Annotated in this window: 10 protein-coding genes; 5 read left to right on the forward strand and 5 right to left on the reverse strand. The window is 71.7% G+C overall.

Annotated features, from left to right (window positions below; translation table 11 throughout):
* Positions 1-197: 197 nt before the first annotated feature.
* Positions 198-611, reverse strand: coding sequence for a pyridoxamine 5'-phosphate oxidase family protein (locus AC067M_RS24295; protein ID WP_478699122.1), 414 nt, complete (start codon positions 609-611; stop codon positions 198-200).
* A gap of 134 nt (positions 612-745) precedes the next feature.
* On the opposite strand from AC067M_RS24295, the gene clpB reads away from it, so the two are divergent.
* A complete protein-coding gene (gene clpB, locus AC067M_RS24300; RefSeq protein WP_478699123.1) occupies positions 746-3,367 on the forward strand; it encodes an ATP-dependent chaperone ClpB in 2,622 nt (873 codons plus the stop codon).
* A gap of 194 nt (positions 3,368-3,561) precedes the next feature.
* The gene (locus AC067M_RS24305) at positions 3,562-4,092 is read left to right on the forward strand and encodes a YbjN domain-containing protein (protein WP_393624973.1); all 531 of its coding nucleotides are present in this window, start codon (positions 3,562-3,564) and stop codon (positions 4,090-4,092) included.
* Positions 4,093-4,134: 42 nt separating this feature from the next.
* Here the strand turns inward: AC067M_RS24305 and AC067M_RS24310 are convergent, their stop codons facing one another.
* The 3 genes from AC067M_RS24310 to AC067M_RS24320 all read right to left on the reverse strand — a co-directional run bounded on the left by AC067M_RS24310 (position 4,135) and on the right by AC067M_RS24320 (position 7,763).
* Positions 4,135-5,304 carry a hypothetical protein gene (locus AC067M_RS24310; RefSeq protein ID WP_478699124.1) on the reverse strand — a complete coding sequence of 390 codons (1,170 nt, stop codon included), beginning with the start codon at positions 5,302-5,304 and terminating at the stop codon, positions 4,135-4,137.
* Between the two features lie 255 nt (positions 5,305-5,559).
* Positions 5,560-7,092, reverse strand: a complete 1,533-nt coding sequence (locus tag AC067M_RS24315) for a polyamine aminopropyltransferase (protein WP_478699125.1) — start codon at positions 7,090-7,092, stop codon at positions 5,560-5,562.
* Positions 7,093-7,226: 134 nt separating this feature from the next.
* Entirely contained in the window at positions 7,227-7,763 is a 537-nt protein-coding gene (locus AC067M_RS24320; protein WP_478699126.1) for a DUF2617 family protein, read from the reverse strand.
* Positions 7,764-8,773: 1,010 nt separating this feature from the next.
* On the opposite strand from AC067M_RS24320, the gene AC067M_RS24325 reads away from it, so the two are divergent.
* From AC067M_RS24325 to AC067M_RS24335, 3 genes are all read left to right on the forward strand, one after another.
* Positions 8,774-9,232, forward strand: coding sequence for a DUF8189 domain-containing protein (locus AC067M_RS24325; protein WP_478699127.1), 459 nt, complete (start codon positions 8,774-8,776; stop codon positions 9,230-9,232).
* A 142-nt stretch (positions 9,233-9,374) separates the two neighbouring features.
* Positions 9,375-10,568 carry a pyridoxal phosphate-dependent aminotransferase gene (locus tag AC067M_RS24330; protein WP_478699128.1) on the forward strand — a complete coding sequence of 398 codons (1,194 nt, stop codon included), beginning with the start codon at positions 9,375-9,377 and terminating at the stop codon, positions 10,566-10,568.
* Between the two features lie 524 nt (positions 10,569-11,092).
* Complete coding sequence (locus tag AC067M_RS24335) at positions 11,093-11,680, forward strand: hypothetical protein (RefSeq protein ID WP_478699129.1); 588 nt, start codon at positions 11,093-11,095, stop codon at positions 11,678-11,680.
* Between the two features lie 318 nt (positions 11,681-11,998).
* Here the strand turns inward: AC067M_RS24335 and AC067M_RS24340 are convergent, their stop codons facing one another.
* Complete coding sequence (locus AC067M_RS24340) at positions 11,999-15,658, reverse strand: BTAD domain-containing putative transcriptional regulator (protein WP_478699130.1); 3,660 nt, start codon at positions 15,656-15,658, stop codon at positions 11,999-12,001.
* Positions 15,659-15,726: the final 68 nt, after the last annotated feature.

Genomic DNA, 15,726 nt, shown 5'->3' on the forward strand with positions numbered 1-15,726 from the left:
AACCCCCCCCCCCCCCCCCCCCACCTCCCCCCCCCCCCCCCCCCGACCCCCCCCCCCCCCCCCCCCCCCCCCCCCCCCCCCCCCCCCCCCCCCCCCCCCCCCCCCCCCCCCCGCTGCAGTTTTCGGGGCATTCGTGCTGCTCCCGCCCTGTTTCCGACGCGTTCTGAATCGGCCGAAAATCATCTTGGCCGGACGGGTCAGCCCCGCCCCATCGCCCGCGTCAGCTCGATCTCGATCACCACGCGGGACGGGTTCGGCGCGGGCGTGCGCCCGTAGCGCTCCTCGTAGCGCCGCTCCGCCTGCGCCACGCGCTCCGGCTCGGTGCGGACGAAGGCCCGGCCCTCCAGCGTGGCCCAGCGGCGCCCCTCCACCTGGCACACGGCGACCCTGGCGCCCTGCGGGCCCGCCGCCCGCACGAAGCCCGCCTTCGCGCTCGCCTTGTTCGTGATGACCCGCGCCAGCCGGGCCTCGGGGTCGTACGTCACCCCCACCGGGACGACATGGGGAGTGCCGTCCGGGCGCAGGGTCGTCAGCGTGCACAGGTGACGTTCGCGCCAGAAGGCGAGATACGGCGCGTCGGGTGCGCCAGGATCCTGAGGGTATGCGGCCATGAGCCCGGAATTTAGCGGACGCCCGGGCCTACCGGACTCCCGCTCCCCGCCTTGGCTCACCACCTTGAGTGGAATAGACTCAACTTTACGTATGTTGATTGAGTCACGGCTGACGCAAGGAGGAGACAGGCAACGTGGACGCCGAGCTGACCAACCGGAGCCGGGACGCGATCAACGCGGCCAGCAACCGCGCCGTGTCCGAGGGACACGCCGACCTCACCCCCGCCCACCTGCTGCTCGCGCTGCTGGAGGGCAAGGACAACGAGAACATCATCGACCTGCTGGTCGCGGTCGACGCGGACCAGGCCTCCGTACGGGCGGGCGCCGACCGCGCCCTCGCCGCGCTGCCCAGCGTGACCGGGTCGACGGTCGCGCCCCCGCAGCCCAACCGCGAGCTGCTCACCGTCATCGCGGACGCGCAGGCCAGGGCGAAGGAACTCGGGGACGAGTACCTCTCCACCGAGCACCTGCTCATCGGGATCGCCGCCAAGGGGGGCGCAGCCGGTGAGGTGCTCTCCCGGCAGGGCGCCGACGCGAAGAAGCTGCTGGCGGCGTTCCAGAAGTCGCGCGGCGGGCGCCGGGTCACCAGCGCCGATCCCGAAGGCCAGTACAAGGCCCTGGAGAAGTTCGGCACCGACTTCACCGCCGCCGCCCGCGAGGGCAAGCTCGACCCGGTCATCGGCCGGGACCAGGAGATCCGCCGCGTCGTGCAGGTCCTGTCCCGCCGCACGAAGAACAACCCCGTCCTCATCGGCGAGCCCGGCGTCGGCAAGACCGCCGTCGTCGAGGGGCTCGCCCAGCGGATCATCAAGGGCGACGTGCCCGAGTCCCTGAAGGACAAGCGGCTGGTCGCGCTGGACCTGGGCGCGATGGTCGCGGGCGCCAAGTACCGCGGCGAGTTCGAGGAGCGCCTGAAGACCGTCCTCGCGGAGATCAAGGACTCCGAGGGGCAGATCATCACCTTCATCGACGAGCTGCACACGGTCGTCGGCGCGGGCGCCGGCGGCGACTCCGCCATGGACGCCGGCAACATGCTGAAGCCGATGCTGGCCCGCGGCGAGCTGCGCATGGTCGGCGCGACCACCCTGGACGAGTACCGCGAGCGGATCGAGAAGGACCCGGCGCTGGAGCGGCGCTTCCAGCAGGTGCTGGTCGCCGAGCCGACCGTCGAGGACACCATCGCCATCCTGCGCGGCCTCAAGGGCCGCTACGAGGCCCACCACAAAGTCCAGATCGCCGACGCCGCGCTGGTCGCCGCGTCCACCCTCTCCGACCGGTACATCACCTCCCGCTTCCTGCCCGACAAGGCCATCGACCTCGTCGACGAGGCGGCCTCCCGCCTCCGCATGGAGATCGACTCGTCCCCCGTCGAGATCGACGAACTCCAGCGCGGCGTCGACCGGCTGAAGATGGAGGAGCTGGCCCTCGACAAGGAGACCGACCCGGCCTCCCGCGAACGCCTGGAGAAGCTGCGCCGCGACCTCGCCGACAAGGAGGAGGAGCTGCGGGGCCTCACCGCCCGCTGGGAGAAGGAGAAGCAGTCCCTCAACCGCGTCGGTGAGCTGAAGGAACGCCTCGACGACCTGCGCGGGCAGGCCGAACGCGCCCAGCGCGACGGCGACTTCGACACCGCGTCCAAGCTGCTGTACGGCGAGATCCCGGCCCTGGAGCGCGACCTGGAGGCCGCGTCCGAGGCCGAGGAGGCGTTGACATCTTCCGCCTCCGGCGGGGGCGCCAAGGACACGATGGTCAAGGAGGAGGTCGGTTCCGACGACATCGCCGACGTCGTCTCCTCCTGGACCGGCATCCCTGCCGGGCGCCTCATGGAGGGCGAGACGCAGAAGCTGCTGCGCATGGAGGACGAGATCGGCAAGCGGCTCATCGGCCAGAGCGAGGCGGTACGGGCGGTGAGCGACGCCGTACGCCGGTCCCGCGCCGGCATCTCCGACCCCGACCGCCCGACCGGCTCCTTCCTCTTCCTCGGCCCGACCGGTGTCGGCAAGACCGAACTGGCCAAGGCCCTCGCCGACTTCCTCTTCGACGACGAGCGGGCGATGGTCCGCATCGACATGTCGGAGTACAGCGAGAAGCACAGCGTGGCCCGGCTCGTCGGCGCGCCTCCCGGGTACGTCGGCTACGAGGAGGGCGGCCAGCTGACCGAGGCGGTGCGCAGGCGGCCGTACAGCGTGGTGCTGCTCGACGAGGTGGAGAAGGCGCACCCCGAGGTCTTCGACATCCTCCTGCAGGTGCTCGACGACGGACGGCTGACGGACGGTCAGGGCCGCACGGTCGACTTCCGCAACACGATCCTGGTCCTCACCTCCAACCTGGGCAGCCAGTACCTGGTCGACCCGGTGTCGACCGAGGAGGAGAAGAAGGAGCAGGTGCTGGAGGTCGTACGCACCTCCTTCAAGCCGGAGTTCCTCAACCGGCTCGACGACCTGGTGGTCTTCTCGGCGCTCAACAAGGACGAGCTGAGCCGGATCGCCCGGCTCCAGATCGACCGGCTGGCCAAGCGTCTCGCCGACCGCCGCCTCACCCTGGAGGTCACCGACGCGGCCCTGGTCTGGCTCGCCGACGAGGGCATGGACCCGGCGTACGGCGCCCGCCCGCTGCGCCGCCTCGTCCAGACCGCCATCGGCGACCGCCTCGCCAAGGAGATCCTCTCCGGCGAGGTCAAGGACGGCGACACGGTCCGCGTCGACGCCTTCGGTGAGGGGCTGATCGTGGGCCCGGCGGCGGGCAAGACCCTGTAACGGCGGCACACGGCACGACGGGCCGCCCCGGATTCCGGGGCGGCCCGTCGTTCACATCGAGTACGCCTCTGGTCCGTTTCCGCCTCGTGACCGTCAGGATCATGTCAGCCCAGGGCTGACACCGTCCGTCGCACTTGCCACCCCCCTCCCCGGATGGGGGAGGATGGCAGGATCCGTACGAAGGGAAAATCACGGTGACCATCGACCCGTCCTCGATTCCGAATTTCGGGGGCCAGCCCGAGCCGCAGCCCCAAGGACCGGCGGGCCCCGTCGTCCCGGATCAGGACCTCGTGAAGCAGCTCCTCGACCAGATGGAGCTGAAGTACGTCGTCGACGAGGAGGGCGACCTCGCGGCGCCCTGGGAACAGTTCCGTACGTACTTCATGTTCCGTGGCGAGGAGGACCAGGCGGTCTTCTCGGTTCGGACCTTCTACGACCGCCCCCACAAGATCGACGAGAAGCCGCAGCTGCTCGAGTCCATCGACGACTGGAACCGCCGCACCCTGTGGCCGAAGGTCTACACCCACACCCACGACGACGGCACCGTCCGCCTCATCGGCGAGGCGCAGATGCTGATCGGCGCCGGTGTCAACATCGAGTTCTTCGTCTCCTCGACGGTCAGCTGGGTACGCGCCGCCATCGAGTTCGACAAGTGGCTCGTCGAGCAGCTCGGCCTCGAGCAGGAGGTCAACGACGCGGAGAAGCCCGAGGACGACGAGGAGTAGTCCTCGGGGCCCGGACGGACCGGATCCACCGGTCCGCCAGATCTACAGCGGCGTGTTCGCCAGGACGACCAGGTACGCGCCGTAAGCGAACGAGAGCCCGGCCAGGCTCGCGACCACCACGGTCGCGTGCCAGGGCCGGGCTCTCGCCGTCCGCACCAGCGCCCGCGCCAGTGGCAGCATCAGCGGGAACGCCGGCAGCAGGAAGCGCGGTTTGGACTCGAAGAAGCCCGAGCCGCCCAGCGTGATCAGCAGCAGGACACCGCTGTAGACGACCAGCGGCAGCGGCGCGCGGTCCACGAGCAGCAGCGCGTACAGCAGGACGGCCGCCGCGACGATCACCATGGTCATCGGGAAGACGAGCCGGTCCGCGTGCAGCAGCAGATGGCGGACGACGTGCAGCGAGCCGTGGCCGAGGTCGAAGCGCGAGCCCCACAGCCGCTGCACGGCGAAGTACCCGCCGAGCAGGTCGCCCCTGCGGTGACCGACCCACAGGACGTACCCCGTCCAGCCGATCGGGGCGAGCGCCACGCCCGTCCACAGCCTGTGGGAAACCCGTCCGCGCGACCGCCACACCTCCTGCGCCGCCGCCACGAGCACCGCCGCCGTGACCGCGACCCCGTTGGGCCGCGCGAGCCCAGCCAGCGCGGCGAGGGCGCCCGCCCACACCCAGTTCCGGTTCAGCACCGCGTACAACGACCAGGCGGCGAACGCGGTGAGCACCGGCTCCGTGTACGCCATCGACAGCACCACGGAGTGCGGCAGCAGCGCCCAGAGCAGTACGAGCGCGGTGGCGACGGCCCGGCCGTGCAGACGGGCGCCGAGGGCGTGGATCCCCCAGGCGGCCACCGCGGCCGCCGTCCACGACACGAGCAGTCCCGCGGTGCCCCCGTTCAGCGGGCCGAGCTCCGTCACCGCGCGGACCAGGGCCGGGTAGAGCGGGAAGAAGGCCAGGTCGCTGTGGACGATGCCGGGGCCGAAGGTCAGGGTGTGGCCGTAGCCGTGGGCGGCGATTCCCACGTACCAGAGGGAGTCCCAGGACCGGCCGAGCAGCGCCAGGGGCTGCCTGCCCGTCGCCCAGGCGGTCAGCGCGAGGACGGCAGCGCCGGTGAGGCGGGCGGCGGCGAAGAGGCCCAGGGCGGTGGGCGCTGCCGCCAGGGGGCGTCGGGAGAGGGCGACTGTGGGGCGGGAGGTGAGGGTGCTGGCGTGGCTCACACTCCCGCACCTTGCAGGGCCACGGCGTGGGGCGCGAGCTGGGGGAGCCGTTCAGGTGGGCCTGGGCTGTCGGGGCGCGGTGTGCTGGTGCCCGGGCCTGCTGGGGGCTGCCGCCCCCGGTCCCCCGCTTTCGGCCCTGAACGGGCCTCGTCCTCAAGCGCCGGACGGGCTGAAAGGGCTAGGGCCTCTCGTTTGGATCATGCCGGGCTCGCGGGGTCCGGCATGATCCAAACGAAAGACCCTAGCCCCTCTTCCTCAGTACCGCGGATGCACCAACGTCGACGCCGGCAGCTCCTCGGACCACGGGTCCGTCTGCTCTCTCATGTCCGCGGTGTCCAGCAGCGGCCGCGTGTCCGGGGACGCCAGGACGAAGCCGGCGTCGTGGCCGATCGCGGCGTAGGGGACGGTGTGCAGGCCCGCGGAGCGGATCGTCGTCTCTACGGTCCAGAAGACACGGGGGCGGGTGGTGAGGGAGCCGGCGTGGACGGCGAGGCGGCCGTCGGGGGCCAGGGCGCGTCGGGTGAGGCCGTAGAACTCCTGGGAGTGGAGCTTGGTGCCGGCCGTCGTCGTCGGGTCGGGGAGGTCGGCGATGACGACGTCGTAGGACGCCGTCGGCACCTCGCGCAGGCGGCTGAAGGCGTCGCCGGTGGTGATGCGGACGCGGGGATCGTCGTAGGCGTGGGCGTTCAGGGCGGACAGGGCCGGGTCGGTGCGGGCCAGGTCGATCACGGCCGGGTCGAGCTCGACGACGTCGACCCGGCGGACCCCGGGGTGCCGCAGCACCTCGCGCACGGCCAGTCCATCGCCGCCGCCGAGGACGAGCACATGGGCGTGCCGGCCGTGCATCGCGGGGCGGACGAGTGCCTCGTGGTAGGGGCGCTCGTCGTGGCCGTCGACGCTCAGTCGGCCGTCGAGGTAGAGGTCCAGGGAGCGGCCGTCCGTGCCGCCGGTGACGACGAGCTCCTGGACGTCGGTGCGCACGGCCACGCGCACGTCGTCGCCGTACACCGCGTGCCGGGCGGCCCGCTCGAAGTCGTCGGCGAGGACGGCGGCCGTGGCGAGGACGGCGAGCACGACGACGTTGGTGACCACGAGGAGACGGCGGGCCCGGCCGGTCAGGTCGCGGCGGAAGAGGCCGAGGACCAGAGCGCCGCCGGCGATGACGTTCACCGTGCCGGTGAGGAGTGAGCTCGTCAACTGGCCCAGGAACGGCAGGAGCAGGAAGGGGAAGGCCAGGCCGCCGACGAGCGCGCCGACGTAGTCCGCCGCGAACAGGTCGGCGACCGCGCCGCCCGCGTCCTGGCGGCGGATGCGCTGGATCAACTCCATCAGCAGGGGGACCTCGGCGCCGATGAGCAGGCCGATGGCGAGGGAGAAGACCACCAGGAGGCAGCGCGGGCCGTTCAGCCACAGGCCGCCCCAGTCGCCGGCCCAGGCGAACACCGCGTACAGCGCGGGCGCGCTGCAGCCGCCGACGAGCGCGAGCGTCGCCTCGATCGAGCCGAACGCGGCCGCGGCGAGCAGGCGCAGCCGCTTCGCGACGAGGGAACCGACGCCCATCGCGAAGACCATGACGGACAGCACGACGGACGTCTGTGTGACCGAGTCACCGATCAAGTACGAGGCGAGGGCGACGAGTTCGAGTTCGTACACCAGTCCGCAGGCCGCGCACACGAACACGCCCGCGAGCACCAGGAACCGTCCGGTGTCCGGCCGGACGGGGAGCCGCGCGGGGCCGCGCCAGGGCAGTGGGGTACCCGGCGGGGCCGGCGCGTGCGGTTCGATCACGACTGCGACGTTACGTCACGGGTGCGGCACGCTTCGTCACCCACATGAGTGGAACTCGGGGTTGATGGGAGGACCATGCGTTTGTGCGGGCGTCTTCGGGGCAGCCGCAGACGCCCGTCGGATCAGGCGTCGGGTCAGGCGCAGGACGGGCTCACCCGCTGCACCGGCACCCGCGTCCCCACGCGCGTCCTGGTCGCCACCAACTGCCCGTCCTGCGGGTACGCGTGCCAGGTGCGCCAGTGCACATGCCCGTCATGGCGCTGGGCGAGCATCGCGGTGAAGGCGTGCGGGCTGCCCGGGAAGACACCGGCGAGTCCATGGGGGTGGTCGGAGACGAGGGCGAGCAACTCCTGGGCGCGGCCCGCGAAGGAGCCCGGCGAGAGGACCTCGACATGGGCCGCGAACTCGTACTCCCAGTCGCCCACCCGCTTGGCGACGCCCAGCGGGAGCGGGGTGCTGCTGCCCGGAATGCACGCCACCGTCTCCGAACAACGGCCGCGCTCCTCCTCGAGAAGCACCTGGTGGGACGCGCCCAGCAGTCTCAACTGAAGCTTCGTGCCGGCCATTTCGAGATCCAGTGTGGCCAGCGCGGGGAGCGGCTCGCGCCCCAGGGTCCAGGCCAGGTCGGCCGCGCGCGTGTCGGTGTATGCGGTGTTCAGGGTCGTGAGCATGCATCGGCTCCACAAGCGCACAAAGATGAGGATGAGGAGGGGGTGTGGGTCCCGCGCACCCCGGTCGACTCCGGGAGATCGGCCCCGCTCAGCCCGGCCGGAAAGGCGTCCCGCTGTCCCGCTGGACGTCCGAGGGCTGCGTTGGTGATGGAGAGGGAATCATGAACAGCGGCGCTGCCACAGCGCTTTTACCCAACATATTGGGATTTCCACCCCTCAGAGGGCTCCCCAGCTCAACTGTTCAAACGCGGCGTACGCCGGGGCGCTCCGGGCATACGCGAACGCGGGGCCCGTGGTAGAGACGGGCCCCGCGTTGCGGATGCGTTTCCCCCTTGCCGGAGCTCGGCTGCCCCGTGTCAGCTGCCTCCGCCGCATCCGCCGCCCCCGCCACAGGAAGAACCGCCGCCTCCACAGGAGGAGGAGCTGCTTCCGCAGGAGGAGGAGCCCCCACCGCAGGAGTGGTGGCTGTCCGAGGACGAGCCGCACGACGCCGCGACTCCTCCCCCGGCGACCCACCAGCTGCTGCCGCTGTCACTGCTGGAGCTGGAACTGCTTCCCCCGCTGTAGGACCGCCTGGAGCCGCGGTACCGCCTGGCCCGCCGGTCCCTGCGTGCGGCGGAGATCACCATCGCCAGGGCGAAGAGCACGAACACCGCAAGGATGATGCCGAAAACCATGACGTCACCCTCCTTCCGTTTCCCCCGAAGCGGCCCCCCGTGGGCGCCTCGCTCGTTGCGTGAACGGGGGATGCCCGGCCCGAATCGCGGCCAAAGCAGAGTTGAGGAAGTTCTGAGGCTCCATCAGCGGTTCACCGAGCCGGACCCAGGCCGACCTTGACCGTCGCCCGTTCAACAATGGGCCGCCGGCCGAGCACGGTCCGGCCGGTTCTGGTACCCGCGCCCACCGCCCGGTGCCCGACTTGCGGATCCACCCGGCCGCGCGAACGCTGGAACGTACGCGGGGACTTAGGGACGTGAATGCCCGTTTGGACATGAGAAGGAGACGGATCTATGTCTGTTCGAAGCATGACGTCAGCACGGCTCACGGACGGCCGACCGCAGCTGTTCGCGGGAAGCGCCCAGGGGATGTACACCACCTGGAAGGTGACCGAGCACCCGGACGCCGCCTGGACCGGCTGGCAGCAGTTCCACTTCGACCATGGCCGCGCGGTGTCGCTCGCCGCGGCCCCGCTCACGGACGAACGGCCCCAGATATTCGCCGTGTCCGACGGCGGCGAGCTGTGGTCCACCTGGAAGCTGACCACCGACGCGAGCGCCGCCTGGGCCGACTGGACAAAGTTCAACGGTCTTCCGGGATCGGCCCGCAGCGTGGGTGTGGCAACCCTGACCGACGGCCGCCCGCAGATCGTGGTCGGCACCGACAGCGGTTCGGTGTCCTCGTGGAAGGTGAGCACCGACCCCGACGACGCCTGGTCCGACTGGACCTCCTTCGGCGGCCCGCCCGCCTGATCCCGGGGACAGCTGATCAACCGGCTGTGGCCAGGACCGCGGCGAGACGCCCGGCCGGGGGTTTCCGGCCGGGCGTTGTCCGGCGGCCGGCGCCGGACACGACCCCCGGACCGGTTGAGGAACTCCCGGGCTTCGGCGCAGGATGACCGGCATGACCTCCAGCGCACGTCCGATCCTCAATCGCCGCCTCGCCGAGTTCGGGACGACGATCTTCGCCGAGATGTCCGCCCTGGCCCTGACGACCGGATCCATCAATCTAGGGCAGGGCTTCCCCGACACGGACGGCCCCGAGGAGATCCGCGAGGCCGCTGTGCGCGCCCTGCGCGACGGCCGGGGCAACCAGTACCCGCCGGGCCCTGGCGTCCCGGAGCTGCGCACCGCGATCGTGGAGCACCAGCGCCGCCGCTACGACCTGTCGTACGACCCCGACACGGAGGTGCTGGTCACGGCGGGCGCGACGGAGGCCATCGCGGCGTCGCTGCTGGCGCTCCTGGAGCCGGGTGACGAGGTCGTCGCCCTGGAGCCGTACTACGACTCGTACGCGGCCTGCATCGCGATGGCGGGCGGCAAGCGGGTGCCGGTGACGCTGCGGCCGCACGAGAGCAGCTTCCGGCTGGACCTGGACGAGCTGCGGGACGCGGTGACCGACCGCACCCGGCTGCTGCTGATCAACACCCCGCACAACCCGACCGGCACGGTCCTCACCCGCGCGGAGCTGACCGCGATCGCCGAGCTGGCGGTCGAACGGGACCTGCTCGTGGTCACCGACGAGGTGTACGAGCACCTGGTGTTCGACGAGGCCGAGCACGTGCCGCTGGCGACGTTCCCCGGTATGCGGGAGCGGACGGTCACGATCGGGTCGAGCGGCAAGACGTTCTCGTACACGGGTTGGAAGGTCGGGTGGGTCACCAGCACCGCGGAACTCGTGACCGCCGTCCGTTCCGCCAAGCAATTCCTGACGTACGTCGCCTCCGGCCCCTTCCAGCACGCCGTCGCGGAGGCCCTGCGCCTGCCGGACAGCTACTTCGAGGAGTTCCGCACCGACATGCGGGGCAAGAGGGAGCTGCTCGCGGACGGGCTGGAGCAGGCGGGCTTCAAGGTGTTCCGGCCCGCAGGCACATACTTCGTCACCACCGACATCCGCCCCCTCGGCGAGAGCGACGGCTTCGCCTTCTGCCGCGCCCTCCCCGAGCGGGCGGGTGTCGTCGCCATCCCGAACGCGGTCTTCTACGACCACAAAGAGACGGGGGCACCCTACGTCCGGTTCGCGTTCTGTAAGCGCGTCGAGGTGCTGGCGGACGCGACGGAACGGCTCCGCAAGGCATTCGCGCGCTGACCACCGTCATACGCGGCCGGTCGTCCTCGGCCTTCTCTTCGGCTCCGGTCGGCCCAGCACCTGCACCGTCTGCCGAGCCGGTGCGTACAAGGCGGACGGAGCGCTTCATGTCGGGCGCGTCTCGGTGCGTCACACGCAGGCATCCCAGAGCGGCGGCTCTGGCTGCGACATGTCGGCCAGGGGGCCCGGCGGAGCGGGGAGGCGATCCGCGGCGCCTGCCCGCCGCAGGAGCTGAGCCGCTCGCCGAGAGCGGGCTCCCCAGGACATGCCCACCACCCGCCTGGCTGTGGAGAGCGTGCCCACAGCGGTAAGCGGCACCGCCGGGCAGCCGCACGCCTTGCCGGTTCTTGCCCCATCACCGTTGCCAGCAGGGGATTTCCGTTGCGTTGCGCGTGCGGCGGGTTGCACACGCCCACCCATAGTTTTGACATGTCCACTCCGGAGCTGGTGGAGGGGACACACACCTGGCAGGGGAGCCTGTCCAGGCTCTCAGCCCTCGGACAACAGGTAGGGAGTGCCTTCACATGTCTTCATCCACACGGGTTTCTCAGAGCCGACGCCGCCTCGGAGCCCGCCTCGCCGCAGCGGCCGGCCTCGCCGCGCTCTGCATCACCGCTGCGCCGGCCACGTCGGCCTCGGCCGCCGCCACCGCTTCGGGGATGTGGCTGCAGAACGGCAGGTTCACCGACGCCGTGCTGTGCGCCTCGCCCGACAACAACGGAACCTGGATGATGTCCAAGGAGGCCGCCAAGGGCAACTTCTACTGCCGGTGGAAGCAGTTCGGCATCGACGGGCAGTTCACGCTGTACAACCTGGGCAAGGACCAGGTGATGGCCTTCCACGGTGGCAACGAGACCCCTGTGGTGATGGAGCCCGAGGGGAGCAGCGGCAGCGGCGCGCACGACGAACTCTGGTCCTGGGGAGGACAGGAGAGCGGGGACGGCTGGGATGCCGCGGCGCTGCAGTCCTACTACGACAGCGGGCAGAACGTCGACGCCAGGAGCCCCTATCTCGACCAGCGCGACAAGCCCCGCACCGACCAGGTCCGCACCCGCGGCTGGCGCCACGGCGACCAGAGAGAACTGACCTGGAAGAAGGTCACAGCGCTCTGACCTCAACCAGGTCCACGACCGGGACGCGTTCGGCCGCCACACGTCGTCCGGTACGTCGTCCTGCGGCACGGGCGTCCGAACCGCTGCAACCAGCCGCGGGTCTGACCGTCCTCCCGGCCGGGCTCCCCGCTCAGGGGTGCCCGGCCGGGGCTCTGCCGCGCTTGGGCTCCCCACTCTCACCCAAGGCGTCAGCGCCCGCTGCCTCGACACCGCCCGGCAGCGCTTCGGCAGGCAGGCCCCGATCGCCGCGGTCCCGCTGCACCTGCTCGACGCCGCATGGGCCCCACCGGCTCACAGCGTGGTCCGGGCGGCACAAGGTCATGGCACTGGTGCGGGCGAGGCGCCCGGTCCAGGTGCTGTCGAATCGGCAGAGGTGTCGGGGGTGTCCCGGTGCCGGCGGCACACGCCCCTTTCCGCGGTGACGAGCCGCTGTCGTGCTGCTGCGGCGTGGCGGTCGCCAAGCGTGTCGAAGATCTCCAGGGCCTCTCGCCAGTACGGCGCAGGGTCCTCCTCGCCCGTCGCGTCGACGGCCTGGCCGAGCAGGTCCAGGGCCTGGGCCTGACCCTTGCGGTGACCGGAGCGGCGGTGCATGGCCAGGGCCTGCCGGGCGTACTCGGCCGCGACGGCGGGTTCGCCGTGCTCAAGGCCGCCGCGGGCCAGGACGGTCAGTGCCTCGCCTTCCACCAGGACGTACTCCGTGCGGCGGGCGATGCCCAGCGCTGTGGCCACCTGTTCGCGGTCCAGGGGACGCCGGCCGGACGCCAGCCCGATCAGGGAGCGCGCCTCCAGGTCATGCGCGCCGCGCTCACGGGCCAGCTTCAGCGCCTCCCACCACGCCTCGGAGGCTTCGCCGTACCGGCCGAGGGCGAGCAGTGCACTGCCGAGGGTGAGACGGGCGGCAGCCCGGAAATAGTCGTCGACGTCCTGGTCGCTGAGGACGGTGGCGGTCCGTGCCAGTTCCAGGGCGCGGACGAGGTCGCCCGCGTCCCTGCGGGAGGAGGCCGTCAGCCGCAGCACGTACGCCTCGCCTCCCAGATCGCCGCACTCCCGGGCCATCACCAGAGCCGCCTGAAGGTGGCGCGCCGCCTCCGCCGTGTCGCCGAGCAGGTGCCGGGTACGACCGAGGTCGGCCAGCCTGCGTATCCGGTTGTGCTGATTGTCCAGGGCGGCCGGAAGGCGCTCCGCCCGAACGAGGCAGTCGAGCGACTCGGACAGGCGGCCCAGGTCACGCAGTACGTGGGCCAGGTTGCCGAGGACGACAGGGTGCCCGTCCGACAGGCCGCCCCGCTGGTCGAGTTCCGCGGCCCGCTCCAGGTGCTCCGCGCTGCGCCGCAGCCGGCCGCTGAGCCGGGTGACCATGCTGAGGTTGGTGTGCGCGATGGCGGCGCCCTCCAGCCAGCCGACGGCCTCGGCGAGGGCGAGCAGCCGCTCGAAGTGGGTGATCGCGGTGCCGACGCGGCCCTGCTGCACGTGCGCGTGGCCGAGTAAGTGGTGCATGGCGGCCTCGGCGAGAGGCTCTCCGGCGGCGCAGGCAGCGGCCAGAGCGGCCTGGCCGAGGGCCGTCCAGTCCACAGTGTGCTTGCGGATCCAGGCATAGCCGCGCAGGGCGTTGGCGAGCAGCCAGGCCGCCGGATGGCCCTCGGCGGCGGCCCGGTGAACGGCCGCCGCCAGGTTGGGCAGTTCGGCATCCAGCCAGCGCATCGCCGCTGCGGCGTCAGTGATCTCCGGCAGTGCCGCATCGCTCCGGGCAGCGTCCTCGTCACCGGGCAGGCGCTGTTTCATCCCGGGGTAGAGCAGGAGCGCGCAGCGATCCACCGCGGCCAGCAGCCAGGTGTAGAGGGCATCCGAGGCGGATCGGCGGGAGGTGTCGGTCTCCTCCAGGCGGAGCCGTTCGGCGGCGTACAGTGCCACAAGGTCGTGGAAGCGGTAGCGTCCGGGCCGGTGCTCGCGGAGCAGGTGGGCGGCGGTGAGCCGCTCCACCAGCCGGGCGGCGTCCTCGATCGTGGTGCCCGTGACGACGGCGGCGGCCTGAAGGCCCGTTTCCGGGCCGGGCAGCAGGGCCAGCAAGCGGAACACCCGCCGGACCGGGGCGTCGAGAGCGTGGTAGGAGAGACTGAAGGCAGTCCGTACGGCGGTGGTCTGGTCGCCGGTGACGGACAGGGCGGTCAGCCGGTCGCCCTCGCGCAGCTCGTCGGCCTGGTCGCGCAGAGTACGCCAGGGGGTGTGGTCGAGGTTGGCGGCCGAGATCCGCAGGGCCAGGGGGAGGTGGCCGCAGGCGTGAGCGAGGTCCGCCGCAGCCTGCGGGTCCGCGTCGACCCGGCTCTCGCCCAGCGTGCGGCGCAGCAGCAGCCTGGACTCCTCGGGAGCCAGTACGTCCACCCCGATACGTCGGGCCCCGTCACGGGCGGCCAACCCGGTCAGCCGGTCACGGCTGGTGACCAGCACCACGCAGCCGGGCCCGCCGGGCAGCAACGGCCGGACCTGCTCCGGGTCCACGGCGTTGTCCAGCACGACAAGCATCCGCCGTCCGGCGGACAGTGTGCGGTACAGGTCGGCAGCAGCCTCGGGCGTCCCGGGAATGCGCTCCGCTGCCACGCCCAGCGCCAGCAGGAACCGGGCCAGCGCCTCGACCGGACGCACCGGAGCCTGCGCCGAGTGACCTCGCAGGTCCACGAACAGCTCGCCGTCCGGGAAGCGATCGCGTACCCGGTGCGCCCAGTGCACCGCCAGGGCGGTCTTGCCCACGCCACCGGTACCGGTGATCGCCGCCAGCACCGTCCCCTGCGTCCGGTGATGGCCGTCCCTCGTCGTCGGGTCGGGAAGCAGGGCGTCCAACTGCCGCAACTGCTCATCCCGGCCGGTGAAGCCGAGCGTCGGCCCGGGAAGCTGCGCCGGGACCGGCCTGTCGGCAGCGGGAGGTGACACCCGCCCGGGTAAGGCGGGTAGCGCGGGTGGCTTCGGGGGTATCTCTCCGCGGAGTACCCGCAGATGCGCGGCGCGCAGTGCAGCAGAGGGCTGAAGACCCAATTCGGCGTCGAGCCGCCTGCTGATCCGTGTGAAGACGTCGAGCGCAGCCGCCTGCTGCCCGCGCGAGGCCAGGGCCAGCATCAGCCGGCCGGCGAGCTCTTCGTGCAGTGGCTCTCGCGTACTGAGCTCACGCAGGTCGGCGACCACTTCCTCCGCGCTGCCGAGCACGAGCGCCAGGTCCGCCCGGGCCACAGCCGCCGCGACCTGACGACCGCCGATCGCAACCGCCGTCGGATGTGCCCGGATCCGCTCGCCGCCATCGGCCAACACCGGTCCTCGCCAGCACCCCAGCGCTCGGCCGTACGCCTCAAGCGCGGCGGCACGGTCGCCACCGGTCTCGGCACGCCGGGCCTGGCCGAGCAACTCGTCGAAGGCGGCCACATCGGACTCTTCGGCCGACAGATCGGCCCAATACCCGCCTTTGGTCGCCCGCAGCACGCGCCCCTCGTCGGGCCCCGGCCGGTCGGGGTCGATCAGATCACGGAGGCGTCTGACGTAGGTCTGCACCAACTGCCGGCAGGTACGTGGCGGCTGCTCCCCCCACAGCACGTCGACAATCTCGTCGGTACCGACCACCACGCCCGGCTGCATGGCCAGCAGTCCCAGCAGGCTGCGCTGCAGCACCGAGGGGAGCTCGACGAGGCTGCCGTCGCGGTGCAGTGCCAAAGGACCGAGGACCGTCACGCGCAGTCCTGCCGTCCGAGGCGGGGACGCCGCGGCTTCGCCGGCCTCCAGCAGCCGGGTGCGCGCGGCATCGGACAGGTTCAGCGCCGCCACCAGTCGCTGGATCGAGTCGGCGTGCGGTCGGCGGATCTGGCCCTGCTCCAGGTAACGCAGGGTCCGGACGCTGACCCCCGCCCGCTCGGCCAGCGCCTGCTGGCCGAGCCCGGCCGCGAACCGGTACCCGCGCAGCAGTTCCCCCAGTGTGCCGGGCCTTGGACGCCGACTCATCGTTGCCTGCCTCCCCCTGTGTCTGGCCCCGCAGCGGGGCCAGGATAGGGTCATGGGCCGATCAAGCA

Source organism: Streptomyces sp. NPDC043427 (assembly GCF_056436655.1).

Excerpts from the sequence above, each read along its gene's own strand:
- AC067M_RS24325 (WP_478699127.1), top strand. The coding sequence starts at position 8,774 with ATGTCTGTTCGAAGCATGACGTCAGCACGGCTCACGGACGGCCGACCG.
- AC067M_RS24295 (WP_478699122.1), bottom strand. The coding sequence starts at position 611 with ATGGCCGCATACCCTCAGGATCCTGGCGCACCCGACGCGCCGTATCTC.
- AC067M_RS24320 (WP_478699126.1), bottom strand. The coding sequence starts at position 7,763 with ATGCTCACGACCCTGAACACCGCATACACCGACACGCGCGCGGCCGAC.
- AC067M_RS24330 (WP_478699128.1), top strand. The coding sequence starts at position 9,375 with ATGACCGGCATGACCTCCAGCGCACGTCCGATCCTCAATCGCCGCCTC.
- AC067M_RS24335 (WP_478699129.1), top strand. The coding sequence starts at position 11,093 with ATGTCTTCATCCACACGGGTTTCTCAGAGCCGACGCCGCCTCGGAGCC.
- AC067M_RS24340 (WP_478699130.1), bottom strand. The coding sequence starts at position 15,658 with ATGAGTCGGCGTCCAAGGCCCGGCACACTGGGGGAACTGCTGCGCGGG.